We start from the raw sequence: 26014 nt of genomic DNA on the forward strand, positions 1-26014 counted from the left end.
GCCTTGGAGGGGGATGCGCGGTGCTTTGGAGGGCGCCGAGGGCCCGCCACTTAAGGCTTACACCAGTAGGCGCGGGGTTGGGGTCAAAGGGCGTTGAACAACATCCCGCCTGCCACCACGATACACAGGCTGGCAAAACCGATTTGCAGGGCCCGCGCCGGGACCCGCGAGCCCAGGCGCCGGCCAGCAAGCATGCCGACGATGCTGGCGCCAATAAATACCCAGCCGAGGGTGTCGATCACCACCCCGGCATGGAACGCACCGACCACGCCAATCAGCGAGATCAGGCTGATCACCATCAGCGAGGTGGCGACAATCCCGCGCATCTGCACGTCGGTCAGTTGCTTGAACGCCGGCACGATCAGAAAGCCGCCGCCCACCCCCAGCAGGCCCGATACTGCGCCGGTTACAGCGCCCAGGGCGGCCAGGGTCGCGGTGCATTTGGCGGTCCAGGAAAAACGCCCGGTCTGCTGATCGAGCATGCAGTTTTTTTGCCCCCAGGACGCGGCGCCATGGTCGCTGGGGCCGGCCTCGACTTTCTCGCGCCGCAGCATGCGCCATGCCACCAGCACCATCAGCGCGCTGAACAGGCCCATCAGGATCTTGTCCGGCAACTGATGGGCAAAAAACACCCCCAACGGCGAAAACAGCGCGCCGAGCAACGCGATCAACAGCGCCGCGCGGTAACGCACCAGGCCATGGCGCAAGCCATCAAGCGCTCCAACTGCCGCTGCCGCGCCGACCGCAAACAACGACACCGGCGCCGCTTCGGTCATGGTCAAGCCCAGCCCCAGGACCAACGCCGGCACACCGAGAATCCCGCCCCCGGCCCCGGTCAACCCCATGACCAGGCCCATCAACACACCCAAAAAACTTGCCAGCAGCATAGGGTTCTCTCACTCCACCTTGGCCAGACGGGTCAGCCATTCGCGGCCCTTGAGCATGCCGTTCCAGTAGAACCACGGCAGCAGCGTCGCCTTCAAGAACCACGCCGAACGCCGCGCCACCGTCGGGTCGAGGGCAAAGGTCGGCAGCAATCGGCCGCCATAACCGAACTCGGCCAGCACCACCTTGCCCTTCTCCACCGTCAGTGGGCAGGAGCCATAACCGTCGTACTTGAGCGGCAACGGCGCCTGTTTGCGCAGGGCCAGCAGGTTCTCGGCCACCACCACGATTTGCTTGCGCACCGCGGCGGCCGTCTTGGCATTGCTGGTGGAGCACACGTCGCCCAGGGCGAAGATGTGCGGGTAACGCACCTGTTGCAGGCTGTGGGGGTCGACCTCGCACCAGCCAGCGGCGTCGGCCAGTGGGCTGTGGCGGATAAAATCCGGGGCCACTTGTGGCGGCACGACGTGCAGCATGTCGAAGGATTTTTCCTCGATGCTGATGTTGCCTGCGGCGTCCTTGACCTCGAACCAGGCCTTGCGCGCCGGGCCATCAACCTTGATCAGGTTGGAGTTGAAGGCCAACTGCGCGCCGTATTTCTCGACATAGTTCATCAACGGCGGCACAAAGGTCGCCACACCAAACAGCGCGGCACCGGCCAGGTTGAATTCGACGTCGATGTTGTTCAGGTCACCCTGCTTGAGCCAATGATCGCAAGACAGGTACATGGCCTTTTGCGGCGCGCCGGCGCATTTGATCGGCATGGCCGGCTGGGTAAAGATCGCCTTGCCACCCTTGAGCTGCTGCACCAGTTGCCAGGTGTAGGGCGCGTGCTGGTAGTTGTAGTTGGAGGTGACGCCGTTCTGGCCCAGGGTCTGCTCCAGGCCTTCGATTTTCTCCCAGGCCAGGCGCAGGCCGGGGCAGACGACGAGGTTGTTCCACGTCACGCGCTGGCCGCTGTCGAGCACCAGGGCCTGTTCGTCGGGCAGCAACTGGCTGACCGCCGCCTGCACCCAGGTCACGCCATCGGGCAATACCCGGGCCATGGGGCGCATGGTCTTGCGGATGTCATGGGCGCCGCCGCCCACCAGGGTCCAGGCGGGCTGGTAGTAATGTTCGGCGCTGGGTTCGATCAGGATGATATTGAGTTGCGGGTCGCGCTTGAGCAGGCTGGCCAGCAGGCCGATGCCTGCCGAGCCGCCGCCGATGACCACGATGTCGCCACTGATGGTCGGTCCCCAGTGTTGGTCGTTCATAGTCCTGGCCTTTCTTATTTCAACAATGCACACAAGGGTCGTTGCCGTTTGGCGTCACGCCCCGTTCAGAATCGATCCTTTGCTTCGGGTCGTTTGTTTCACTAAGCTCGCAAGCCTATGTGGAAATCACCTCGAATGTAAGCTGCTATCAGCTACCCAGGACACCGTCATGCCCGCGTTGATTCAATCCTTTCTGGACGAGGCATCGTCAACCTACACCTACGTCGTCTATGAAACGCCCGGCAGCCCCTGTGCCATCGTCGATTCAGTGCTCAACTACGACCCGGCCTCGGGGCGTACCGACACGACCCAGGCCGACCAGGTGATCGCCTTCGTCCGTGAGCACCGCCTGCAGGTGCAATGGCTGCTGGAGACCCACGCCCACGCCGACCATCTGTCCGCCGCGCCGTACCTGCGCCGTACCCTGGGCGGAAAAATCGCCATCGGCCAGTCCATCAGCCAGGTGCAGGGGGTATTTAAGAACCTGTTCAACCTGGAGCCGGCGTTTCGTGCCGACGGTTCACAGTTCGACCACCTGTTCGCCCCCGACGAGGTGTTCCACATCGGCAACCTCAAGGCCCAGGCCCTCCACGTGCCCGGCCACACCCCGGCAGACATGGCCTACCTGATCGACGACCAGATGATCCTGGTGGGCGACACCCTGTTCATGCCTGACGTCGGCACCGCCCGCTGCGACTTCCCCGGCGGCGATGCACGCCAGTTATATGCCTCGATGCGCACGTTGCTGGCCTTTCCCGGCGAGACGCGCCTGTATGTGTGCCACGACTATCCGCCTGAAGGCCGCGCGGCCAAATGCCTGACCACCGTGGCCGAACAGCGCGCGGGCAATATTCATGTGCATGACGGGGTGGACGAGGCGGCGTTTGTGCAGATGCGCACCCAGCGCGACGCCGGGCTTGGAATGCCGACCCTGTTGCTGCCGGCGATCCAGGTGAATGTGCGGGCGGGCAATATGCCGCCGGCGGAAGACAATGGCGTGACCTACCTGAAGATCCCCCTCAACCAGCTTTGATGCAGGAGCTGGCTTGCCGGCGATGGTGGCCTGCCTGATCCACCGTCATCGCCGGCAAGCCGGCTCCTACAACGGTTTGCGTCAGGAGCCCAGGTTGATGCCATTGGCCGGCAGAGGCAGCGCCGTCTTGTAGCGCACTTGCTTGAGCGCAAAGCTGGAGCGGATGTTCGCCACCCCCGGCACCTTGGTCAGGAAATCCATCATAAAGCGCTCCAGCGACTGGATGGTCGGCACCAGCACCCGGATCAGGTAGTCCGGGTCGCCGGCCATCAGGTAGCACTCCATCACCTCCGGCCGGTCGGAAATCGCGCCCTCGAACTGCTGCAGGGCTTCCTCGTTCTGTTTCTCGAGGCTGACGTGGATAAACACGTTGACGTGCAGCCCCAGCAAATCGGCATCCAGCAGCGTGACCTGGTCACGGATCAAGCCCAATTCCTCCATCGCCTTGACCCGGTTGAAACACGGCGTAGGCGACAGGTTGACCGAGCGTGCGAGGTCGGCGTTGGTGATGCGGGCGTTCTCCTGGAGGCTGTTGAGAATCCCGATATCGATACGGTCCAGCTTGCGCATGAGACAAAACCACCTGTTTATTATGTTTATGCAGATTTTTTATCCTCAAATGATCTCAGGCGCAACCAAACAGAGATAAATATTCTCCGCGGCCCGGCCTATGATTGTTGTAGGACAAGATTTCTCCTACCCGGGGAATGACTGTCAGCTAAGCGCGCCCACTACAAGAAATTCACAAGATCGAGCGTAGAAAGCCATGACCCAGCATTACGAACCGCTGCGCCTGCACGTTCCCGAACCCTCGGGCCGTCCTGGTTGCAAGACCGACTTTACCTACCTGCGCCTGACCGACGCCGGTACGGTGCGCAAACCCGCCGTAGACGTAGAACCCGCCGACACCGCCGACCTGGCCAAGGGCCTGATCCGCGTGCTCGACGACCAGGGCCAGGCCCTGGGCCCGTGGGCTGAAGGTGTGCCGGTAGAGATTTTGCGCCGTGGCATGCGTGCCATGCTCAAGACGCGGATCTTCGACAACCGCATGGTGGTCGCCCAGCGTCAGAAAAAGATGTCGTTCTACATGCAAAGCCTTGGCGAAGAAGCCATCGGCAGCGCCCAGGCCCTGGCCTTGAACATCGACGACATGTGCTTCCCCACCTACCGCCAGCAAAGCATCCTGATGGCCCGCGAAGTGCCGCTGGTCGACCTGATCTGCCAACTGCTGTCCAACGAGCGAGACCCGCTCAAGGGCCGCCAGTTGCCGATCATGTATTCGGTCAAGGACTATGGCTTCTTCACCATTTCCGGCAACCTCGCCACCCAATTCGTACAGGGCGTGGGCTGGGGCATGGCCTCGGCGATCAAGGGCGATACCAAGATCGCCTCGGCGTGGATTGGCGATGGCGCCACCGCTGAATCAGACTTCCACACCGCCCTGACCTTCGCCCACGTGTACCGCGCGCCGGTGATCCTCAACGTGGTCAACAACCAGTGGGCGATCTCCACCTTCCAGGCCATCGCCGGTGGTGAAGCCACCACCTTCGCCGGACGCGGCGTGGGCTGCGGCATCGCCTCCCTGCGGGTCGACGGCAACGACTTCATCGCGGTGTACGCCGCCTCTGCCTGGGCTGCCGAACGCGCTCGCCGCAACCTCGGCCCGACCCTGATCGAATGGGTCACCTACCGCGCCGGCCCGCACTCCACCTCCGATGACCCGTCCAAATACCGGCCTGCCGATGACTGGAGCCACTTCCCCCTGGGCGACCCGATTGCCCGCCTCAAGCAGCACCTGATCAAGATTGGCCAGTGGTCCGAAGAGGAACACGCCACGGTCAGTGCACAGCTGGAGGCCGAAGTGCTCAGCGCGCAGAAAGAAGCCGAACAGTACGGCACCCTGGCCGGTGGCCAGATTCCAAGCGCCGCGAGCATGTTCGAAGACGTTTATAAAGAGATGCCGGAGCACTTGAAGCGCCAGCGTCAAGAGTTGGGGATCTGACATGAACGATCACAACAATAAAATCGAGCTGGAAACCGCCATGACCACGACCACCATGACCATGATCCAGGCCCTGCGCTCGGCCATGGATGTGATGCTTGAGCGCGACGACAATGTGGTGGTGTTCGGCCAGGACGTCGGTTACTTCGGCGGCGTGTTCCGTTGCACCGAAGGCTTGCAGACCAAGTACGGCACCTCGCGGGTGTTTGACGCACCGATCTCCGAAAGCGGCATCGTCGGCGTGGCCGTGGGCATGGGCGCCTATGGCCTGCGCCCGGTGGCCGAGATTCAGTTCGCCGACTACGTGTACCCGGCCACCGACCAGATCATCTCGGAAGCGGCGCGCCTGCGTTACCGCTCGGCTGGCCAGTTCACCGCGCCGTTGACCATGCGCATGCCTTGCGGCGGCGGCATCTACGGTGGGCAGACTCACAGCCAGAGTATCGAAGCGGTGTTCACCCAGGTCTGCGGCCTGCGCACGGTGATGCCGTCCAACCCCTATGACGCCAAGGGCCTGCTGATCGCCTCCATCGAAAACGATGACCCGGTGATCTTCCTCGAGCCCAAGCGCCTGTATAACGGCCCGTTCGACGGCCACCACGACCGCCCGGTGACCCCGTGGTCCAAGCACCCGCAAGCCCAGGTGCCGGACGGTTACTACACCGTACCGCTGGATGTAGCCGCCATCGTGCGCCCAGGCTCGGCCGTCACGGTGCTGACCTACGGCACCACTGTTTATGTGTCACAAGTGGCCGCCGAAGAAACCGGGATCGATGCCGAAGTCATCGACCTGCGCAGCCTGTGGCCGCTGGACCTGGAAACCATCGTCAAGTCGGTGAAAAAGACCGGCCGTTGCGTAGTGGTGCATGAAGCCACCCGTACCTGCGGTTTTGGTGCCGAGCTGGTGTCTTTGGTGCAAGAGCACTGCTTCCATTACCTGGAAGCGCCTATCGAGCGTGTGACCGGTTGGGACACCCCCTACCCCCACGCACAAGAGTGGGCGTATTTCCCTGGCCCGACCCGTGTGGGCGCGGCTTTGCAACGGGTCATGGAGGTCTGAATGGGCACGCACGTTATCAAGATGCCGGACATTGGCGAAGGCATCGCAGAAGTGGAATTGTCGGTCTGGCACGTCAAGGTCGGCGACATGGTCGTGGAAGACCAGGTGCTGGCGGATGTGATGACCGACAAGGCGATGGTGGATATTCCCTCGCCGGTCCATGGCAAGGTGATTTCACTGGGCGGTGAGCCGGGTGAAGTCATGGCGGTGGGCAGTATCCTGATCAGCATTGAAGTCGAAGGCGCGGGCAATACCCGGGAGTCGGCGTTGTCGGCCGTGGTTGAAGAAGCCGCGCCGGCCCCGAAAGCCGAAATCAAGGCGCCGGTGGCTGAAAGCAAACCGGCCGCCAAGCCGGTGGTAGCGGCCCAGGCTCCGGTGGCCCGGGACGCCAATGAGCGCCCGCTGGCCTCCCCCGCCGTGCGCAAGCACGCGCTGGACGCCGGGATCCAGCTGCGTCTGGTGCAGGGCTCGGGCCCGGCCGGGCGCATTCTGCATGAAGACCTCGATGCCTATCTGCAACAGGGCAACACCCGCGCCTCGGTCGGCGCCAACCCGTATGCCGAGCGCAACGACGAAGAGCAGATCCCGGTGATCGGCATGCGCCGCAAGATCGCCCAGCGCATGCAGGACGCCACGCGCCGCGCTGCGCATTTCAGCTACGTCGAAGAGATCGACGTGACGGCCCTGGACGACTTGCGCGTACACCTCAATGAAAAACACGGCGCCAGCCGCGGCAAGCTGACGTTGTTGCCGTTCCTGGTGCGCGCGATGGTCGTGGCCTTGCGCGACTTCCCGCAGATCAACGCGCGTTATGACGACGAAGCCCAAGTCATCACCCGCCTTGGCGCGGTGCATGTGGGCGTTGCCACCCAGAGCGATATCGGCCTGATGGTGCCGGTGGTGCGTCACGCCGAGGCCCGCAGCCTGTGGGGCACCGCCGAAGAAATCACTCGCCTGGCCACTGCCGCGCGCAATGGCAAGGCCAGTCGTGACGAGCTCTCGGGCTCGACCATCACCCTGACCAGCCTCGGCGCGTTGGGCGGGATTGTCAGCACTCCGGTGCTGAACCTGCCGGAAGTGGCGATTGTGGGTGTCAACCGCATCGTCGAGCGGCCAATGGTGATCAAGGGGCAGATCGTGATCCGCAAGATGATGAACCTCTCCAGCTCCTTCGATCACCGGGTGGTCGATGGCATGGACGCGGCGCAATTCATCCAGGCCATCCGTGGCCTGCTCGAACAACCCGCCAGCCTGTTCCTGGAGTAAGGGCATGACTCAGACATTACAGACCACCCTGCTGATTATCGGCGGCGGCCCCGGCGGTTATGTGGCGGCGATTCGCGCCGGCCAACTGGGCATCCCGACCATCCTGGTAGAAGGCCAGGCGTTGGGCGGCACCTGCCTGAATATCGGCTGCATTCCGTCCAAGGCGCTGATCCATGTCGCCGAACAGTTCCAGCAAACCGTGCACCTGAGCCAGGGTTCGGCCCTGGGTATCGACGTGGATGTGCCAACCCTGGACATCCGCAAGAGCGTCGAGTGGAAAGACGGGATCGTCGACCGCCTGACCACCGGGGTTGCCGCACTGCTGAAAAAGCACAAAGTGCAGGTGATCCATGGCTGGGCCAAGATCGTCGACGGCAAGACCGTGGACGTGGGTGACCAACGTATCCAGTGCGAGCACCTGCTGCTGGCCACTGGCTCGAAAAGCGTCAACCTGCCGATGCTGCCGATTGGCGGGCCGATCATCTCGTCCACCGAAGCCCTGGCGCCGAGCCGTGTGCCAAAACGCTTGATCGTGGTCGGTGGCGGTTACATCGGCCTGGAACTGGGGATTGCCTATCGCAAGCTCGGTGCCGAGGTCAGCGTGGTCGAAGCCCAGGACCGCATCCTGCCAGCCTACGACGCCGAGCTGACGCAACCGGTGGCCGAATCCCTCAAGCAATTGGGGGTCAAGTTGTACCTCAAGCACAGCGTGACTGGCTTTGAAGGCGGCAGCCTGCAAGTACGCGATCCGGAGGGCGGCACCCTGGCCCTGGAGACCGATCAGGTACTGGTCGCCGTTGGTCGCAAACCCAACACCCAGGGCTGGAACCTGGAAGCCTTGAACCTGGCGATGAATGGCGCGGCGATCCAGATCGACAGCCGCTGCCAGACCAGCATGCGCAACGTATGGGCCATCGGCGACCTGAGCGGCGAGCCGATGCTGGCACACCGGGCCATGGCCCAGGGCGAGATGGTGGCCGAGCTGATCAGCGGTAAATCCCGCGAATTCAACCCGGCGGCGATCCCGGCGGTGTGCTTTACCGACCCGGAACTGGTGGTGGTCGGCAAGACCCCGGACGAAGCCAAGGCCGCAGGCCTGGACTGCATCGTCTCGAGCTTTCCGTTTGCGGCCAATGGCCGGGCCATGACCCTGGAGTCCAAGACCGGCTTCGTGCGGGTGGTAGCACGTCGCGACAATCACCTGATTGTCGGCTGGCAGGCGGTGGGGGTTGGCGTGTCCGAGCTGTCCACGGCCTTTGGCCTGAGCCTGGAAATGGGTGCACGCCTGGAGGATGTGGCGGGCACCATTCATGCCCATCCGACCCTGGGTGAAGCGGTGCAGGAAGCGGCGCTGCGGGCGTTGGGGCATGCCCTGCACCTGTAAAACCGTGGTGATGCTATCGCCGGCAAGCCGGCTCCTACAATCGAGCGCGTTACGCCGACCAAATGTAGGAGCCGGCATGCCGGCGATAGCGGTGGATCAGCCAAAACAGATGCTCAATGGTCCCCCCACCCGCTCCCACACAGGCCAAGAATGAAGTATTGTTGCGCCCATCCAGAAATAAACCGAAAGCCTGCCTTCGACCAGGCGGTTGAAAAAAGATAGAGGATGTCATGGGTAACGAAAGCATCAATTGGGACAAATTGGGTTTTGACTACATCAAGACCGACAAGCGTTTCCTCCAGACCTGGAAAGACGGCGCCTGGCAAGAAGGCACCCTGACCGAAGACAACGTGCTGCACATCAGCGAGGGCTCCACCGCCCTGCACTATGGCCAGCAGTGTTTTGAAGGCCTGAAGGCCTATCGCTGCAAGGACGGTTCGATCAACCTGTTCCGCCCGGACCAGAACGCCGCCCGCATGCAACGCAGCTGCGCCCGCCTGCTGATGCCGCAAGTGCCGACCGAAGCCTTCATCGAGGCGTGCAAGGAAGTGGTCCACGCCAACGAGCATTTCATCCCGCCGTACGGCACCGGCGGCGCGCTGTACCTGCGCCCGTTCGTGATCGGCACCGGTGACAACATCGGCGTGCGCACCGCGCCCGAGTTCATCTTCTCGATCTTCTGCATCCCGGTCGGCGCCTACTTCAAGGGCGGCCTGACCCCGCACAACTTCCTGATCTCCGGCTATGACCGCGCCGCGCCGAACGGCACCGGTGCCGCCAAGGTCGGTGGCAACTACGCGGCCAGCCTGATGCCCGGCTCCCTGGCGAAAAAAGCCAACTTTGCCGACTGCATCTACCTGGACCCGGCCACCCACTCGAAAATCGAAGAAGTCGGTTCGGCCAACTTCTTCGGGATCACCCACGACAACAAGTTCGTCACCCCGAACTCGCCATCGGTGCTGCCGGGCATCACCCGCCTGTCGCTGATCGAACTGGCCAAGACCCGCCTGGGCCTGGAAGTGGTCGAAGGCGACGTGCTGATCGACAAACTGGCAGACTTCAAGGAAGCCGGCGCCTGCGGTACCGCAGCGGTGATCACGCCGATCGGCGGGATCGAGTACAAAGACAAGCTGCACGTGTTCTACAGCGAAAAAGACGTCGGCCCGGTGACCCAGAAGCTCTACAAAGAGCTGACTGGCGTGCAGTCCGGCGACGTTGAAGCGCCGGCCGGCTGGATCGTCAAGGTCTAAGCCGACCCTGATTGTAGGCGCTGGCTTGTGTGGGAGCTGGCTTGCCTGCGATAGCGATATGTCAGTCAACGCATTGGTGACTGACATATCGCTATCGCAGGCAAGCCAGCTCCCACATTTGTTTTGCGGTGGTTTCAGGACTTGGGCAGGTTCTGTGCAATCTTCTTGCCCATGCTGATCCTCGGCTCCACGCCATACCCCAGCGCCTCGTAGAACCCCACCACTGTCTCGTTGCCCAGATTGATCTGCAGGTTGATCTTCAGGCAGCCCAGGGCGATCAACGCCTGTTCCCCATGGCGCACCAGCGACGCGCCCAGGCCTTGCCGGCGATAGTCCGGATGCACGGCCACCGAATACAACCAACCACGATGCCCGTCGTAGCCTGCCATCAAGGTGCCGATCACGGTCTTGCCGTGGGTGGCGACAAAAAACAGCCCGTCCTCCACCGCAAGCTTTCTATCAATCGCCAGTTCCGGCCGGTTATGCGGGGTGTCGTAGCCAAACGCCAACTGCCAGAGCGCCGCTACCTGGGCACGATGCAGGCGGTCGCGGTAAATCCCGATGGGGTGGCGGGAAGACAATACCTTCTCCATCACCAGGGTGCGCTCGTTGCCGTGGTACACATCGCGCACGGTCTGGAACCCCAGCTTGGTATAAAACGGCTCGGCAGTGAGGGACGACGGTACGCTCAATACCGTGACCCCAGCCTCACGGGCCCGCTGTTCGATATCGACCATCAGTTGGCGGCCGATGCCCTGCCCTTGCAGCGCCGGGTTGACGAACACCGAACGCACCACATTGGCGTCCAAGGCGGCGGTAGCGACGATTGCCTGATCCTGGAGTGCAACCAGCACGGTACGCCGCGTGAGCAATTGCAGCACCGCCTCTGGCGTGAAGTTGCTCGCCACCCGCGCAATCACGTCCGCCGGATAGTCGCCGGCGTTGCTGCTGTGCAGGGCCGCCAGGATGACTTGGCTGATGCCTTCGGCATCGGTGGGTTGGGCGAGGCGGACGGCGGTAGACATGACTCCTCCTGACGGGCAGCGTTATGACAGCCACCACAATACCCATGTGTGGGCTTGTGTGGGAGCCGGGCTTGCCCGCGATGCAGGCACCTCGGTGTGTCCGCCACACCGCGGTGATGCTATCGCAGGCAAGCCAGCTCCCACACAAGCCCGCTCCCACATTTTGAGCTGTGCTTGACGCCACAGCCGATTCGGCTGCCACACCCCTCTTTTCAGCTTTCCCGGCTGGGCCGCTCCCCTGTTTCAGCCGGGATTCTGCGGCCAGAGCGCACAAAATAGCCGCAATGCCCAACCCCATGGACCCGTGCCCCCATGCAAACCACCAATACCGTCCTGATGATCCGCCCGGCGCACTTTGCCTTTAACCCGGACACCGCGATCAACAACCGCTTCCAGCGCGCGCCCGTCGACCCGGTGGCCGCACAGCACAAAGCGCTGCAAGAGTTCGACGGTTACGTCGCCACCCTGCGCGAGCATGGCGTGGAAGTGTTGGTGGTGCAGGACACGCCCGCACCCCATACCCCGGATTCGATCTTCCCCAACAACTGGTGGAGCAGCCATGCCGACGGCAGCCTGGTGCTGTACCCGATGGAAGGCCAGAACCGTCGCCTGGAACGCAACAAAGGTGTGCTGCAAGTACTGGAGCAGCGCTTCGCGATCAAGCACACCATTGATTTCAGCCACCTGGAACAACAGAACATGTTCCTCGAAGGCACCGGCAGCATGGTCCTCGACCGCCAGCACCGCATCAGCTACGCCTGTCACTCTGGGCGCACCCATCGCGATGCGCTGCGCCAGTTCGCCGAGCGCCTGGACTATCAGGTCTGCGCCTTCCACGCCGTCGACCGCCATCACGCACCGATCTACCACAGCAACGTGATGATGAGCGTCGGCCGCGACCTGTCGGTGGTGTGCCTGGACGCGCTGCCCGAAGCCCACGAACGCCAAGGCCTGGAACGCTCCCTGCGCGACACCGGCAAAGACATCCTGGCCCTGGACTTCGACCAGTTGGAAGCCTTCGCCGGCAACATGCTGGAACTCCACGACCGCGACGGCCAGCCGCTGCTGGTGATGTCCGCCAGCGCCTGGCGCTCGCTCAAGCCGGCGCAGCGCCAGCATGTGGAGCGCCACACCCACCCAGTCGTGGTGAATATCGACAACATCGAACGCATCGGCGGCGGCAGTGCCCGCTGCATGTTGGCCGAAGTGCATCTTCCGGCCCGCGCCTCATTCCAATAAGGAGTTTTTCCATGACCCGTTATATCGACGTCAACGACCTCAGCTACCTGGTATCGCAAAAAGGCCTGCAAACCTGCATCACGGAGATGGCCGAGTACATCCGCGCCGACTACCTGCGCTGGAATGACTTCGAAAAATGCGCGCGCCTGGCCAACCACTCGCCCGAGGGCGTGATCGAGCTGATGCCGGTCTCGGATGCTTCGCTGTATGCCTTCAAATACGTCAACGGCCACCCGAAAAATACCCAGAGCGGCATGCTCACGGTCATGGCGTTCGGCGCCCTGGGAGATGTGGACACCGGCAAGCCGGTGCTGCTCAGCGAGATGACCCTGACCACGGCGATCCGCACTGCCGCCACTTCGGCCCTGGTCGCGCGCTACCTGGCACGGGACAACAGCCGCAGCATGGCGTTGATCGGCAATGGCTCGCAAAGTGAATTCCAGGCCCTGGCGTTCCATGCCTTGCTGGGCATCAATGAGATCCGCCTGTTCGATATCGATTCCAAGGCCATGCACAAGCTGGCGAACAACCTCAAGGCTTTCCCGGCGATCAAAGTGACCCTGGCCGCAAGCGTTGCCGAGGCAGTGAAAGGCGCCGATATCGTCACCACCGTCACTGCCGACAAGGCCTACGCCACCATCCTTACCGACGACATGATCGAGCCCGGCATGCACCTTAATGCCGTCGGCGGCGACTGCCCCGGCAAGACCGAGCTGGACCGGCGCATTGTCGAGCGCGCGCGGGTGATCGTCGAGTACGAACCGCAAAGCCGTATCGAAGGCGAAATCCAGCATATGCCCGAGGACTCGCCGGTCACCGAGCTGTGGCAAGTGATCAACGGCAAGAAGCCGGGCCGGGAAAACGCGCGCCAGGTCACCCTGTTCGACTCGGTGGGTTTTGCCCTCGAAGACTACTCGGCCCTGCGTTATGTGCTGGATGTGGCCAAGGCCCTGGACGTGGGCAGCGAGCTGGAACTGGTGCCGGACCTGGCCGACCCCAAGGACCTGTTCGCACGCCTGGCCCAGCAACCGGTCGCACAGCACAAAAAGCGCGCCTGAAACCGCTCTGGCCTGCCGCTTTGCGCGAGCGGCGGGCCGTAAATCCTGATTTGAAAAGCCGATATACAGGGTGTTGCAGCCGATTCTGCTGCAACCGGTGTTTTAACAGCGTATTCCGCGTGCCAACGCCTAGGTAAACGACACAAAAAACGCACCATCATGAAGCATTCTGAGCGCGACCAAAGAGTCAGCAAATGAATGCATGCCGCACCCTTTCTACTGCCCTGACATCAATTACAAAATATAGGGAAAACACCATGACTCCGCTCCGATCACTCGTCGCCGCGCTGCTCCTGCCTTTGTGCGCCACCGCCGTCCAGGCCCAGGAATGGAAAGAAATCCGTTTCGGCGTGTTCCCCGAGTACCCACCCTTTGAATCCGTGGCCGCCGACGGCAGCCTGCAAGGTTTCGACATTGAGTTGGGCAACGCCATCTGCGCCAAGCTTGAAGTCAAATGCACCTGGGTCCACAACGAATTCGACGGCATGATCCCGGCACTGCGTGCGCGCAAGTTCGACGCCATTATGTCCTCGATGGCCGTGACCCCGGCCCGGCAAAAACAGATCGACTTCAGTGACCGTCTGTTCCTCAGCCCCACCTCAGTGATCACCCGCAAGGGTGCAGGCTTCGGCGACACCCCAGAATCCCTCAAGGGCAAACAGGTGGGTGTGCTCCAGGGCTCGCTGCAAGAAGCCTACGCCCGTGCTCACCTGGCCAAGCTCGGTGCCCAGGTCAAGGCGTATCAGTCCCAGGACCAGAACTACGCCGACCTGCAAAACGGCCGCCTCGACGCGACGCTGACCGACAAGCTCGAAGCCCAGCTCAACTTCTTGTCCAAGCCTGAAGGCGCCGACTACCAGTCCGGCCCGGCCTTCAAGGACCCGACCTTGCCGCTGGACATCGCCATGGGCCTGCGCAAGAACGACCAGGAGTTGCTGGCACTGATCAACAAGGGCATCGCGGCCATCCAGGCTGATGGCACTTACTCGCTGATCCAGAAGAAATACTTCGGTGACGAAGATATCTATCACGAATAACGTCAGCAGATAGCCTCTCCCCCTGTAGGAGCGAGCTTGCTCGCGAAAAACTCAAGATCGCCACCGGGTACCCGTTTTACCCGGTCATCGTTGACGATTTTCGCGAGCAACCTTGCTCCTACAAAGGGAAACCGTGCCCATCGAGATCTCCCTTCATGAATGAACTCCTCAACCTGCAAGGCTTCGGCCCGCTGTTGGCCCAGGGTGCCTGGATGACCATCAAGCTGGCGTTCCTCGCGCTGGTCCTGAGCCTGACCCTGGGCTTGATCGCCGCAGGTGCCAAGCTGTCCAGCCACAAGCTGTTGCGCATCCCGGCCACGCTCTACACCACCTTGATCCGCAGCGTGCCGGACCTGGTGCTGATCCTGCTGATCTTCTACAGCCTGCAACTGTGGCTCAACGACCTGACCGAGATGCTCGGCTGGAATTACTTCGAAATCGATCCATTCACCGCAGGCGTGATCACCCTGGGCTTTATCTACGGTGCGTATTTCACCGAGAATTTTCGCGGCGCCATGCTCAGTGTGCCGGTGGGCCAACTGGAGGCGGCAACCGCCTACGGCTTGAGCCGCTGGCAGCGCTTTCGGCTGGTAATGTTCCCGCAGTTGATGCGGTTTGCGTTACCGGGGCTGGGCAATAACTGGCTGGTGCTGCTCAAGTCCACAGCGCTGGTGTCGATCATCGGCCTGGCAGACCTGGTCAAGGCCGCGCAGAACGCCGGCAAGACCACCAACGACCCGTTGTACTTCCTGATCCTCGCGGGCCTGGTGTACCTGGTGATCACCACCCTTTCCAACCGCATCTTCAAGCGCCTGGAACGGCGCTACAACGTTGGCATCAAAGGGGTGGCGCGATGATTGAACTGATCCAGCAATACGGCCTGGCGTATCTGTGGACCGATGGCTCGGGGTTTTCCGGGGTGGCCATGACCTTGTGGCTGTTTATTGTGTCGGTGATCCTCGGGTTTTTCCTGTCGATCCCGTTGGCAATTGCCCGCGTCAGCGAGCACTTCTGGCTACGCTGGCCGGTGGAGGTCTACACCTATCTGTTTCGCGGCACGCCGCTGTATATCCAGTTGCTGATTTGCTACACCGGCCTGTACAGCCTGGAGGTGGTGCAGGACAACGCCCTGCTCAACCAGTTTTTCCGCAATGCGTTGAACTGCACCCTGCTGGCATTTGTGCTCAACACCTGCGCCTACACCGTGGAGATCTTCGCCGGGGCCATTCGCAATATTCCCCACGGCGAGATTGAAGCAGCACGGGCCTACGGCTTGCACGGCTGGCGGATGAACCTGTTCGTGGTGATTCCCGCCGCGCTGCGCCGCGCGTTGCCGGCCTACAGCAACGAAATGATCCTGATGCTGCACGCCACGTCCCTGGCGTTTACCGCAACCATCGCCGACATCCTCAAGGTGGCCCGCGACGCCAACGCCGAAACGTTCCTTACGTTCCAGGCCTTCGGCATTGCCGCGCTGCTGTACATGCTGCTGTCCTTTGCATTGGTGGGCCTGTTCCGACTGGCCGAACGACGCTGGATGCGCTTTCTTGTCCCGACCCGAGGCTAACCCATGAATCAGTCCGCACAGGCCCTGGCCGCTCATCCCACCCACGTTGCCGCGCCCCGCCCGAGCGTGGTGGCGGCCGGCGCCAACGTCAAACTCAAGGTCGAAGACCTGCATAAAAGCTATGGCGACCATGAAGTGCTCAAGGGTGTTTCGCTCAACGCCAGCAAGGGCGATGTGATCAGCCTGATCGGCGCCAGCGGCTCCGGCAAAAGCACCATGCTGCGCTGCATCAACTTCCTCGAACAACCCGACGCCGGGGTGATCACCCTGGACGGCATCAGCATTGAAATGCGCCCGGGCCGCGCAGGCGTGCAGGCGCCGCACCAGGCGCAACTGCAGAACCTGCGCACGCGCCTGGCCATGGTGTTCCAGCACTTCAACCTGTGGAGCCACATGACCGTGCTGGAAAACATCTGCATGGCGCCGCGCCGGGTGTTGGGCGTGAGTGGCGCCGAGGCAGAAAAACGCGCGCGGATGTACCTGGATAAAGTGGGCCTGCCGGGCCGGGTCGCCGACCAATACCCGGCATTTCTCTCCGGTGGCCAGCAACAACGCGTGGCCATCGCCCGGGCCCTGGCCATGGAGCCGGAGATTATCCTGTTCGACGAACCGACCTCGGCACTCGACCCAGAGCTTGTAGGGGAAGTCCTAAAAGTCATACAGACGTTGGCAGAGGAAGGTCGTACCATGCTCATGGTCACCCACGAAATGGGCTTTGCCCGGCAAGTGTCCAGCCAGGTGCTGTTCCTGCATCAGGGCCGCGTCGAAGAACAAGGCAGCGCCGAGATCCTCGACCATCCCAACAGCGAACGCTTGCAGCAATTTCTCTCCAACCGCTTGAAGTGAACACAGAATCGACCATGGATACCAAGGCCAACGGACCCCATTCCTCCCCTGCGCTGGATCGCATCGATGAAGCCATCATCGATGTACTGCGCCATCAGGGGCGCATCACCTACGAGAAGCTGTCTTCGCTGGTGCACCTGACGCCCAGGCCCTGCCTGGAACGGGTGCGCAAGCTGGAACGGCGCGGGGTGATCCGCGGCTATGGCGCGATCATCGATGTGCAGATGGTCTCGCCGGGGTTGTCGTTGCTGGTGCTGGTGGCCCTGTCCAACCAAAGTGGGCGCTCGGCGCAAAAAGCCTTCGAAGCTTGCGTCAAGGCCTGCCCGCAGGTGTTCGAATGCCAACTGATCAGCGGCCCCTTCGACTACAGCCTGCGCATGCGCTGCCGGGACATGGAGCACTACCGCGTGCTGACGGAAACCTGGTTGAACAATGACGAGCTGCACATCGACAAACTGGTGGCCCATCCAGAGCTGGCGGTGGTGAAAAACACCGCGACTGAGCTGGCCTGAACCCCATCGCCTCACACGATGCAGATCAGATGTGGGGGGTGGGCTGGTGTGGGGGCTGGCCTGTGTGGGAGCTGGCTTGCCTGGGAGCTGGCCTGTGTGGGAGCTGGCTTGCCTGCGATGCAGACGCCTCGGTCTATCAGCTATACCGAGGTGACGCTATCGCAGGCAAGCCAGCTCCCACACAAGCCAGCCCGCCATATGCTTCCCATATGTTTCCCATATGTTTCCCACACGTTTTAACCCTGCCCGCTTGAAATCCGCTTGCCAGGGCGCTCACCAATCAGCTTCGCCTGCCCATCCCGCTGCTTGCCCGTCCGCGCCTCGCTGATCAACCCCGGTATCAACTTGCCCTCCGGCAAATTTTTCCAGAACCGGCTCGGCAGGTGACCTTCCATGACCTTGGGATTCAACCGCGCCGGGTTGAAGATATGGCTGTAATAGGTCAGCCACATGGCACTGTGCGGGTCTTCGACATTCTGCGCCAACTGCTGCCATTGCTCCGGGCACTGGCGTTGATGGATCAACTGCTCACCGTCGTAATACACCCCATCCAGGGGCGTCGCGATCATCCAGCGATGGCGGCCCATGCGCCCGACAAAGTGCTGGCTGGCACTGTGCAGAATGTCGTGGGCCGGCTCGTGCCACGCCACATACTCCGGCAGTTGCGGTCCCGCGGCTTGCGGCAGGGCAATAAAACGTACAAACGCATGCAGGTGATGGGCCTCACGCCGTACCTGCTTGATCCGTCGCTGCAGCTCGCTGCCCAGTTGATCCCCCGCCATCATCGCCGTGCGGTCACCATGGCTGACGCGCCACAGCACTTCATACAACAGGCTCCAGCGCTGTTCGCCGTGGTAACAGGCGGCGCTTTCCAGCAGCTCCAGCAGGGCCTTGGGAATGCGCGCCTGGAACGGGCCATTGTGCGGGGGGTAGTGCTCATCGGTGGCGAACAGGTCCGCCACTTCCGCTTCGCCCCAACACACATGGCTGGGGTCGATCTGATGACTGAGCAGCCAGCGCGCCTGCTCGCGCCAGGTGCTGAACAGGTTGTCGCATTCCAGGCTGATCATCCCCACAACCCCATCTGTTGCGGTTGCGGGCGGTCGCGCAGTTGCTCGCGCAGCAGCACGCTGGTGCTTTCTGCTTGCTGGGGGTGGTAGTCGCTGGTGATGAAAAACGGCTTGGCCTTGCTCAACACACAGCGCATGCGTGCCAGGTCTTCAAAACGGATCTTGCGTTGCCGGCGCAGCTCCACCAGGCGCTCGGTGGTGCGCAGGCCAATCCCCGGGATACGTGCGATCAACGTCGCCTCGGCGCGGTTCAGGTCCAGCGGGAACACCTCGCGATGTTCCAGGGCCCAGGCCAGCTTGGGATCGATGTCCAGCGCCAGATCCCCCGGCCCCGCGAACAACTCATTGGCGCGAAACCCGTAACTGCGCAGCAGGAAATCCGCCTGGTACAACCGGTGCTCGCGCATCAATGGCGGCGCCGCCAGAGGCACGCTTTTCGGGCTATTGGGAATCGGGCTGAAGGCCGAGTAATACACCCGGCGCAGCTTGAAGTTGCCATACAACGCCTCGGCCCCGTGGAGGATGGTGCTGTCGTCCGTGTCATCGGCGCCGACAATCATCTGGGTGCTTTGCCCGGCCGGGGCAAAACGCGGTGCCCGTGGCTCGTTGAGCACGGTTTGCTCACCGGTGAAAATCGTCTGCATCGCCTGCTTGATCGAACCGATCTGCTTCTCCGGCGCGAGAATCTGCAGGCTTTTATCAGTGGGCAACTCGATGTTCACGCTCAAGCGATCGGCATACCGCCCGGCCTCGGCAATCAACGCAGGATCGGCTTCGGGGATGGTCTTGAGGTGGATATAACCGCGAAAGTCATGCTCCTCACGCAGCAACTTGGCGACCCGCACCAATTGCTCCATGGTGTAGTCCGCCGAACGGATGATCCCCGAGCTGAGAAACAGCCCGCTGACGCAATTGCGCCGGTAGAAGTCCAGGGTCAGGCTCACCACCTCCTCCGGGCTGAACCGTGCACGGGGCACGTCGCTGGAGCGGCGGTTGACACAGTATTGGCAGTCGTAGAGGCAGAAATTGGTCAGCAGCACCTTGAGCAACGACACACAGCGCCCGTCGGGCGTGTAGCTGTGGCAGATGCCCATGCCATCGCTCGACCCCAGCCCGGCCTTGCCCTCGGAGGTGCGCTTGGGCGCCCCGCTGCTGGCGCAGGACGCGTCGTACTTGGCGGCATCGGCGAGGATGCTGAGTTTTTCGATCAACTGCATGGCGGGCCACCCGATACTGTATTTTTGTACAGTATCAGCAGCAGCACCCGCCATTCAAGGGGAGACAGGCGAACGGTAGAACAAATCACCGTAGGAGCAAGCAAGCCGGCTCCTACGGTTGCGTGGTGTCAGGCCGTCAATCGTCGCGCGTCAGCACTTCCAGCAACTCAATCTCGAAATGCAGATTGCTATGGGGCTTTATGTGCGCGCCCATCGTCCGCTCGCCATAAGCCAGATGCGCCGGCACAAACAGCTTGCGCACGCCACCGACCTTCATCCCCATAAGGCCCTGGTCCCAGCCTTTAATAACTCGACCGCTACCGATCACACACTGAAACGGTTTGCCCCGCTCCCAGGACGAATCAAACACCGTGCCGTCTTCCAGGGTGCCGGTGTATTGGGTGGTGATCAGCGCACCCTTGACCACGGTTTTGCCGTCGCCTTGGCGGATGTCGGTGATTTGCAGTTCTTCGGTGCTCATGGGGGTCTCGTTGGGTTCACACTGGCGGGCTTTTTCCCAGAATCCAGCGTCTTTGGCAAGTGCCCTCTAAAGGATCCAGACTACACCCCAGCCAGAAGCGCCTGACTTAACCCTGTCCATTTTTTCCCCTCTTATAAAAAACCAACCACCCCGGTTGTATAAAAATAAGAGGTCACCCCCAATGAACGAATCAACAAGCCCCGTCCGTGTCGCTGTGGTGCAGTTCGATCCCCAGGTCGGTCTGGACAACCGCGAAGACAATCTTCAGCGCAGCCTGGCCTTGGCCGCGGAGGCGGTCGGTGGTGGGGCTAATCTGATCGTGCTGCCGGAGTTGTCGAACTGCGGTTACTTCTTCCGCAGCCGCCAGGACGCATTCGAGCATGCCGAGGCCATTCCCGGCGGGAGCAGTGTGCAGGCCTGGATGGCGTTTGCCGCCACCCATCAGGTGTATCTGGTGGCGGGCCTGAATGAGATCGATGGCCGGCAGTTGTTCAATACCGCAGTACTGCTGGGCCCGGATAGGTTGATCGGTAAGTATCGCAAGGCCCATTTGTGGAACCTGGAAAAGTTGTGGTTCACCCCCGGCAACCTGGGTTTTCCGGTATTTGAAACGCCTATCGGGCGCATTGGCCTGTTGATCTGCTGGGATATCTGGTTCCCGGAAGTGCCACGGATCCTTAGCCAGCAAGGCGCCGATATCATTTGCAGCCTCAACAATTGGGTGTGGACGCCGCCGCCGCTGTTCGACGAGGCCGGCAAATGCATGGCGTCGTACCTGACCATGACCGCCGCCCATGTCAATAACGTGTTTATCGCCTCTGCCAGCCGTATCGGTGAGGAGCGCGATGCGCGCTACCTGGGGTGTTCGCTGATCGCCGGGACCAATGGCTGGCCTATCGGCAAGGTGGCGTCGGCCAACCGCCAGGAAATCCTGTTCGCCGATATCGACCTGACCAGGGCCCGCAGTGCGCCGATCTGGAACAGCCTCAACGACCTGCACCGTGACCGGCGCCATGATCTGTACGATCAGATGCTCGGCTATTCCCATCACCCTGCCCTGCCACGCTGAAGGGAGGGTGGGTCATGGAAAATCTATTCATCAAGCCCGGGACCGCGCGATCTCAAGTCGATAAGGCGATCATCGCATTGGTGTTCATCAGTGCCTTGCTGATCCTCTGGACGGCCCTCACACATCAGGGTTCCTGGCCCGGCTACGGCGATATGGTGGCAGGCTTACCCGAGCCAATCGCCTGGCTGCGCTGGGTATTGGGGGATATCAGCGAGGTAGCCTTCTACAAGCATGAACTGGCCTCCCTTGGGTTGCTGGCGGGCGCGTACCTGGCCTGGTGGGCCAGCCGCACCGGCAGGCGCTGGCAGGGTTTTGCGATTTGCTACGGCAGTGGGCTGTGGCCGTGGCTGGTGACCAGTTCCCTGCTGGGCCTGCTGTTGAGCAATCTGTTATGGGGGTGGACGCTCACTGCGGACACCTGGCAGCCCACCTTCGCCGCGTTTGTTTCCCTGCCGGCGGCGATGGTGCTGATGTTTGGTGGCGGCTGGAAGGTCACCCTCAACGGCGCGTTGCTGGGTGCGCTGTTGGTCACGCCGATGTGCTTGCTGATCGTCAATTTTGTCTGTGTACCGCTGGAGTTACCGGTGGTGATTGGCAACGTACTGGGCATGGCGGCGGGCAGTGTGATGGCCTTTGTCGTTTGTCGTCGCGTTCCGATTCTGGTGCGTTCGGACTTTATCGCCACGGACAAACCGTTGCCGCTCAAGCCGCCAACCTATGGCCTGGGCTGGAGTTTGCGCAGGGTCTTGGCGGACTTTTCCGAAGCGCCGTTCTTCGGCAATGAGTGGGCCAGCCTTGGCCTGCTGGCGGGGGTCCTGCTGGCGTATGCCTTGAACCCATTGAGCGCTGCCTATGGTTCGGGACTGGTGCTGCAACTGATCGGTGCCCAGGCGCTGACATCGGCATTGGGCGTGCTGATCTGGCGCAGTCAGTGGATCAAGCGCGGTTGGTATCCCACCTATGTGCCGCTGGTGTCGGTCGTACCGGCGGCGGTGTTGACCCATGGCGGAAGTTGGATGGTGGTCGGTTCGAGCGCGTTGCTCGGCGCGCTGATTGCACCACCGCTGGCCTGTGCCATTGCAGGCCGGCTGCCGGCACACGTTCATCCGTATATCGGCAATGTGATCTCGATGGCGTTGAGCACCTTATTGATTGTGCCCATCGTTGGCAGGCTGATCGCGTAAACACGCGGGTCAGGCTCATGAGCCTGACGCGCTGGCCTCACAACCAGCGCCAGAACCGCCCCCAGAACCCCCGCTCCAGATCCGCCTTGCACCCCGCATACTGGCGCGCATACAGATCGGAGCGGGCCTTGACCTTGCCGGCTACCGGCAACAGCCACGCCTTGCTGGCGTAGGTGCGGTTACGGTAGCCGCCCCAGCCTTCGTGGTAGTTGAGGTATTGGCCATAGGCGTCGTATTTGTATACGCCGTTGATGCTGGCGGTCTTGTCCATGTACCAGCCGACAAAGTCGATGGCATCGTCGAAGTCCTGGCGGCTGGCCCAGTTGCGGCCGGTGCTTTTCTGGTAGTCGCCCCACACTTCATCCTTGGCCTGGGCGTAGCCGGCTGCGGTGCTGACACGGCCCCAGGGAATGATCCATAGCAGGTATTTGCGCGGGGTCTTGGCGTTCTGCCGGAAGCCCGATTCCTGATACATGATGGCGAACGGCACCTGGATCGGCACACCCCAGCGCTTCTGGGTGACTTTGGCCGCGTCGTACCAGTCGTCCTTTTCGCGGAAGATGCCGCAGATGTCGTCAGGGGTGCGTGGCGGTGAAGTGCCGCACGCCGCCAACAGGGTGGTGAATAGCAGGAGGGCTGTGGTTTTTAGCGGGGTCAAAAGCTTACCTTTGCATGAGCGCGTAAAAAAACCGACAGTTTACGCGCTCACGCAAGGTGTTGTGGTTACGGCATCAATGAGCCTTGATCAAGCCACGGGTACTTTGCGGGTCGAAATGGCCAGGCGACCGATGCCAAAGCTCAATGCGGCGCCCAGTACCAATATCAACAAAGTGCTCCACGCCGCGCGGGACAGTTGCTTGGCCGCCACTTCGCCAGCTTCACGAGCCTTTTGTTCGGCTTGGGCTTTCAGTTCTTCGACTTTCTGCACGGCCTGCTGATACGCCTGGGCATAGTTTTCGACGATCTGGCTAGCCTCGGCCTGGCTCTTGCCGGTGCGGGCAGCGACGATGTTGACCAGCGCCTCTTTGTCCGCTGCATTCAACGCAGGCTCACCCGAAGCTTTGACGCGTTCGAACCATTGCTTGAGCTCAGTCGCAGCCTGGGCCGGGTTGGTGGCGGCATCAGTAGCCGCTTGCTGGCCGTCTGCCGCTGCCTGGTCGGCTTTTTGTTCGACATTGGCCGGATCCAGTTCAGCCTTGCCGCTTTGCTTGAGCAAGGTGTCGAGTTCGCCCTGCAAGCTATCCCAATCCAGGCTGATGCCCTTCTCGTTCAACTGCTGCTTGACGCTGTCGCTGATGCCGGGGGCTACCGCAGCAATTCCGCTGCCGGCCGCCGACAGGCCTTTGCCGACCACATTGCCCGCTGCGCCGACCACGCTGGTGGCCAATGCCGCCAGCAGCCAGGTGGTGAGCAAGGTGGTGATGGTCCAGCTCAGGACGCCGTGCAGGCCGCCGCGATCCGGGGCGGTGCGGCCGGCGACGAAGGCGCCCACGCCAATCGCCAATAGTGTGGAGACAAACAGCCAGATCCCGGCACCGGTGCCAAAACCGCTCAGCGGGTTACCCGCCGCCATGGGGTCGACTGCACTGGCGCCGATGGCGGTACCCAGCACGCTCAGCACCAGGTAGGTCACCAGGGCAATTGCACTACCGGCCAGTACCGAGCCCCAGGACACTCGAAAAGGCGAGCGGTTGGTTTCATACAAAGTGGTCATGATCGTTCCTTGGACAAGTGAGTAGGCCGTCAGTGTGTCGAGGCCGGAGGTTGCGGTCTCGGCACAATTGCACTAGGGCAACTGGTGCATTCGCACCCCGCCAAGCCGAATCGGTCTGCACTATGCTCAAGGCCAGTTGTCGTACTCCACACACACCAACTGTAGGAGCCGGCTTGCCGGCGAAGACGGCCGTAAGGCGTGCGATGAAGCTCTGGGCCTCATCGCCGGCAAGCCGGCTCCTACGCGGATTTTTTTGGAGAAACCATGAGCCAGGCCGTCCTCGCCCAAGAAACCAATCGCCGCCAATTGCAGCAGATCATTTCCGGCCTGTCCGATGGGGTGATTCTCGCCGAGATCGACCAGAGCATTCTGTGGGCCAACGAAGCCGCGCTGGCCATGCATGGCCTGGATGACATCGCCGGGCTGGGGGCCAACACCGCCGAATACGCCGAGCGCTTTGCCCTGCGCTACCGCAACAATCACCCGCTGCCCCTGGAGGCCTATCCCCTGAGCCGGGTGGCCAACGGCGAAGAGTTCAGCGATGTGGTGGTCGAAGTCACGCCCGCCGCCGACACCGACCGTACCTGGGTCCATCGTCTGCGCAGCCTGGCGCTCACCGACAGCGCCGGCAAGCCGGAATTGCTGGTGCTGATCTTGAGCGATGCCACCGAATGGGCCAGCGCCGAGCAGCGCTTTGAAAAGACCTTCAACGCCAACCCGGCGCCGGCAGTGATCTGCCGCCTGAGTGACTTGCGCTATATCAAGGTCAACCAGGGCTTCCTCGAAATGACCGGCTACAACCGCGACCAGGTCATCGGCCGTTCGGTGTACGAACTGGACGTGCTGGAACAGGCCGAGCGCAAGGAGCTGGCAATCCAGCGCCTGGGCGAAGGTGCGACCATCCCGCAGATGCAAGCCGAGCTGAAGCTGCCCGAAGGCGGCAGCAAACTGGTGATTGTCGCCGGCCAGCCGCTGGATATGAACGATGAGGAATGCATGCTGTTTTCCTTCACTGACCTTGAGCCCCGGCGCAAGGCCGAAACCGCCCTGCGCCAGAGCGAGGAGCGGTTTGCCAAGTCGTTCCGCCTGACGCCGGTGCCAACCCTGGTGTGCGACGCGGGCAATCAGCAGGTGGTGGACGTCAACGATGCGTTCATGACCATCACCGGCTACACCAGCGAAGAGTTGATCGGCAAATCCATCAGCGATATCAACTTTATCGATAGCAGCGAGGCCTGCACGCAGTTGTTCGCCACCCTGGAAAAGGCCGGCAGCCTCGAAGGCCAGGACCTGAAGATCCGCAAAAAAGGCAATGAGGTGATTGACTGCGTGGTGTCGGCCGACACCGTAACCATCCAGGACACCGCCTGTTACCTGCTGGTGATGATGAACATCACCGAGCGCAAACGCTCGGAGCTGGAGTTGGTGTCGGCCATCGAGGAAGTGATGAAGGACGCGTCCTGGTTCAGCCAGACGCTGATCGAAAAACTGGCCAACGCCAAGAGCGTCAACAGCCCCAACCAGCCGAACATCGCCTTCACCGACCTGACCGCCCGTGAGCGGGATGTACTGGGGTTGATCTGCGAAGGCCTGGCCGACAAGGAAATCGCCTCGCGCCTGAAGCTGGCGCCCAATACCGTGCGCAATCATGTGGCAACGGTGTACTCCAAGCTCAACGTACACAGCCGCAGCGCCGCGATTGTATGGGCACGGGAACGAGGGCTGTTTGCCGGCGAGCGACGGGTAAAAAAACCATGAACCAAGTGCAAATGCACTAGCCCTACCAGTGCAAATTCGCCTTATTGCGAGGGGATGGGCTGCTTAACCTTGAAGGGTAGCCACAGGGTTTGACGCTCTGT

At 61.9% G+C, this 26014-nt stretch carries 25 protein-coding genes; 16 read left to right on the forward strand and 9 right to left on the reverse strand.

The genetic code is table 11. From position 1 onward, the window contains the following. Window positions 1-83: 83 nt before the first annotated feature. Together HBO05_RS23290 and HBO05_RS23295 are read right to left on the reverse strand one after the other, a co-directional pair. Complete coding sequence (locus tag HBO05_RS23290) at window positions 84-887, reverse strand: sulfite exporter TauE/SafE family protein (RefSeq protein WP_172314183.1); 804 nt, start codon at window positions 885-887, stop codon at window positions 84-86. A gap of 9 nt (window positions 888-896) precedes the next feature. Further along, entirely contained in the window at window positions 897-2141 is a 1245-nt protein-coding gene (locus HBO05_RS23295; RefSeq protein WP_172314185.1) for an FAD/NAD(P)-binding oxidoreductase, read from the reverse strand. A gap of 169 nt (window positions 2142-2310) precedes the next feature. On the opposite strand from HBO05_RS23295, the gene HBO05_RS23300 reads away from it, so the two are divergent. Next, entirely contained in the window at window positions 2311-3174 is an 864-nt protein-coding gene (locus tag HBO05_RS23300) for an MBL fold metallo-hydrolase (RefSeq protein WP_172314187.1), read from the forward strand. A gap of 81 nt (window positions 3175-3255) precedes the next feature. Here the strand turns inward: HBO05_RS23300 and bkdR are convergent, their stop codons facing one another. Continuing rightward, window positions 3256-3744, reverse strand: coding sequence for a Bkd operon transcriptional regulator BkdR (gene bkdR / locus HBO05_RS23305; protein ID WP_169956129.1), 489 nt, complete (start codon window positions 3742-3744; stop codon window positions 3256-3258). A 196-nt stretch (window positions 3745-3940) separates the two neighbouring features. On the opposite strand from bkdR, the gene HBO05_RS23310 reads away from it, so the two are divergent. From HBO05_RS23310 to HBO05_RS23330, 5 genes are all read left to right on the forward strand, one after another. Then, a complete protein-coding gene (locus HBO05_RS23310) occupies window positions 3941-5176 on the forward strand; it encodes a 3-methyl-2-oxobutanoate dehydrogenase (2-methylpropanoyl-transferring) subunit alpha (protein WP_169956131.1) in 1236 nt (411 codons plus the stop codon). Window position 5177: 1 nt separating this feature from the next. Further along, window positions 5178-6236 (forward strand): alpha-ketoacid dehydrogenase subunit beta, encoded by a 1059-nt coding sequence (locus HBO05_RS23315; RefSeq protein WP_029296529.1) that lies wholly within the window; start codon window positions 5178-5180, stop codon window positions 6234-6236. Then, complete coding sequence (locus tag HBO05_RS23320; RefSeq protein ID WP_172314189.1) at window positions 6237-7502, forward strand: dihydrolipoamide acetyltransferase family protein; 1266 nt, start codon at window positions 6237-6239, stop codon at window positions 7500-7502. It abuts the gene before it with no gap. Window positions 7503-7506: 4 nt separating this feature from the next. Continuing rightward, on the forward strand, window positions 7507-8886 hold the full coding sequence (gene lpdA / locus HBO05_RS23325) for a dihydrolipoyl dehydrogenase (RefSeq protein WP_172314191.1): 1380 nt from the start codon (window positions 7507-7509) through the stop codon (window positions 8884-8886). Between the two features lie 230 nt (window positions 8887-9116). Then, complete coding sequence (locus tag HBO05_RS23330; RefSeq protein WP_172314193.1) at window positions 9117-10136, forward strand: branched-chain amino acid aminotransferase; 1020 nt, start codon at window positions 9117-9119, stop codon at window positions 10134-10136. Between the two features lie 134 nt (window positions 10137-10270). Here HBO05_RS23330 and HBO05_RS23335 read toward each other — a convergent pair whose 3' ends face one another. Beyond that, window positions 10271-11161, reverse strand: a complete 891-nt coding sequence (locus HBO05_RS23335) for a GNAT family acetyltransferase (RefSeq protein WP_169956139.1) — start codon at window positions 11159-11161, stop codon at window positions 10271-10273. A 312-nt stretch (window positions 11162-11473) separates the two neighbouring features. Between HBO05_RS23335 and HBO05_RS23340 the strand changes: the two genes are divergently transcribed. From HBO05_RS23340 to HBO05_RS23370, 7 genes are all read left to right on the forward strand, one after another. Next, window positions 11474-12400, forward strand: a complete 927-nt coding sequence (locus HBO05_RS23340) for an arginine deiminase-related protein (RefSeq protein ID WP_170057921.1) — start codon at window positions 11474-11476, stop codon at window positions 12398-12400. Between the two features lie 11 nt (window positions 12401-12411). Next, window positions 12412-13458, forward strand: a complete 1047-nt coding sequence (locus HBO05_RS23345) for an ornithine cyclodeaminase (RefSeq protein ID WP_172314195.1) — start codon at window positions 12412-12414, stop codon at window positions 13456-13458. A gap of 257 nt (window positions 13459-13715) precedes the next feature. Further along, on the forward strand, window positions 13716-14495 hold the full coding sequence (locus HBO05_RS23350) for an ABC transporter substrate-binding protein (RefSeq protein ID WP_169956145.1): 780 nt from the start codon (window positions 13716-13718) through the stop codon (window positions 14493-14495). 155 nt (window positions 14496-14650) lie between these two features. Continuing rightward, a complete protein-coding gene (locus HBO05_RS23355) occupies window positions 14651-15352 on the forward strand; it encodes an ABC transporter permease (RefSeq protein WP_169956147.1) in 702 nt (233 codons plus the stop codon). Then, window positions 15349-16062: an ABC transporter permease gene (locus HBO05_RS23360; RefSeq protein ID WP_057439424.1), complete on the forward strand. Its 714-nt coding sequence runs from the start codon at window positions 15349-15351 to the stop codon at window positions 16060-16062. Before HBO05_RS23355 ends, HBO05_RS23360 begins: the two co-directional genes overlap by 4 nt. Before the next feature lie 3 nt (window positions 16063-16065). Beyond that, a complete protein-coding gene (locus tag HBO05_RS23365; RefSeq protein ID WP_262380948.1) occupies window positions 16066-16908 on the forward strand; it encodes an ATP-binding cassette domain-containing protein in 843 nt (280 codons plus the stop codon). Window positions 16909-16922: 14 nt separating this feature from the next. Then, window positions 16923-17420, forward strand: a complete 498-nt coding sequence (locus HBO05_RS23370; RefSeq protein WP_029296543.1) for an Lrp/AsnC family transcriptional regulator — start codon at window positions 16923-16925, stop codon at window positions 17418-17420. 236 nt (window positions 17421-17656) lie between these two features. On the opposite strand, the gene HBO05_RS23375 is transcribed toward HBO05_RS23370, so the two are convergent. The 3 genes from HBO05_RS23375 to HBO05_RS23385 all read right to left on the reverse strand — a co-directional run bounded on the left by HBO05_RS23375 (window position 17657) and on the right by HBO05_RS23385 (window position 20188). After that, the gene (locus tag HBO05_RS23375) at window positions 17657-18490 is read right to left on the reverse strand and encodes a TIGR03915 family putative DNA repair protein (RefSeq protein ID WP_169956149.1); all 834 of its coding nucleotides are present in this window, start codon (window positions 18488-18490) and stop codon (window positions 17657-17659) included. Next, on the reverse strand, window positions 18487-19707 hold the full coding sequence (locus HBO05_RS23380; RefSeq protein ID WP_169956151.1) for a putative DNA modification/repair radical SAM protein: 1221 nt from the start codon (window positions 19705-19707) through the stop codon (window positions 18487-18489). The genes HBO05_RS23375 and HBO05_RS23380 overlap by 4 nt, the downstream gene beginning before the upstream one ends. A gap of 136 nt (window positions 19708-19843) precedes the next feature. Continuing rightward, on the reverse strand, window positions 19844-20188 hold the full coding sequence (locus HBO05_RS23385; protein ID WP_169956153.1) for an FKBP-type peptidyl-prolyl cis-trans isomerase: 345 nt from the start codon (window positions 20186-20188) through the stop codon (window positions 19844-19846). 181 nt (window positions 20189-20369) lie between these two features. On the opposite strand from HBO05_RS23385, the gene HBO05_RS23390 reads away from it, so the two are divergent. After that, entirely contained in the window at window positions 20370-21257 is an 888-nt protein-coding gene (locus HBO05_RS23390) for a nitrilase family protein (protein ID WP_172314197.1), read from the forward strand. Between the two features lie 14 nt (window positions 21258-21271). Then, window positions 21272-22441, forward strand: coding sequence for a hypothetical protein (locus HBO05_RS23395; RefSeq protein ID WP_169956155.1), 1170 nt, complete (start codon window positions 21272-21274; stop codon window positions 22439-22441). A 37-nt stretch (window positions 22442-22478) separates the two neighbouring features. Here HBO05_RS23395 and HBO05_RS23400 read toward each other — a convergent pair whose 3' ends face one another. Both HBO05_RS23400 and HBO05_RS23405 read right to left on the reverse strand, forming a co-directional pair. Next, window positions 22479-23099: a hypothetical protein gene (locus tag HBO05_RS23400; RefSeq protein WP_169956157.1), complete on the reverse strand. Its 621-nt coding sequence runs from the start codon at window positions 23097-23099 to the stop codon at window positions 22479-22481. A gap of 87 nt (window positions 23100-23186) precedes the next feature. Beyond that, entirely contained in the window at window positions 23187-24155 is a 969-nt protein-coding gene (locus tag HBO05_RS23405) for a hypothetical protein (RefSeq protein ID WP_169956159.1), read from the reverse strand. 264 nt (window positions 24156-24419) lie between these two features. On the opposite strand from HBO05_RS23405, the gene HBO05_RS23410 reads away from it, so the two are divergent. After that, window positions 24420-25913: a helix-turn-helix transcriptional regulator gene (locus HBO05_RS23410; RefSeq protein WP_169956161.1), complete on the forward strand. Its 1494-nt coding sequence runs from the start codon at window positions 24420-24422 to the stop codon at window positions 25911-25913. Window positions 25914-26014: the final 101 nt, after the last annotated feature.

Origin of the sequence: Pseudomonas sp. WS 5079 (genome assembly GCF_012985465.1) — a bacterium.
GTDB lineage: Bacteria > Pseudomonadota > Gammaproteobacteria > Pseudomonadales > Pseudomonadaceae > Aquipseudomonas.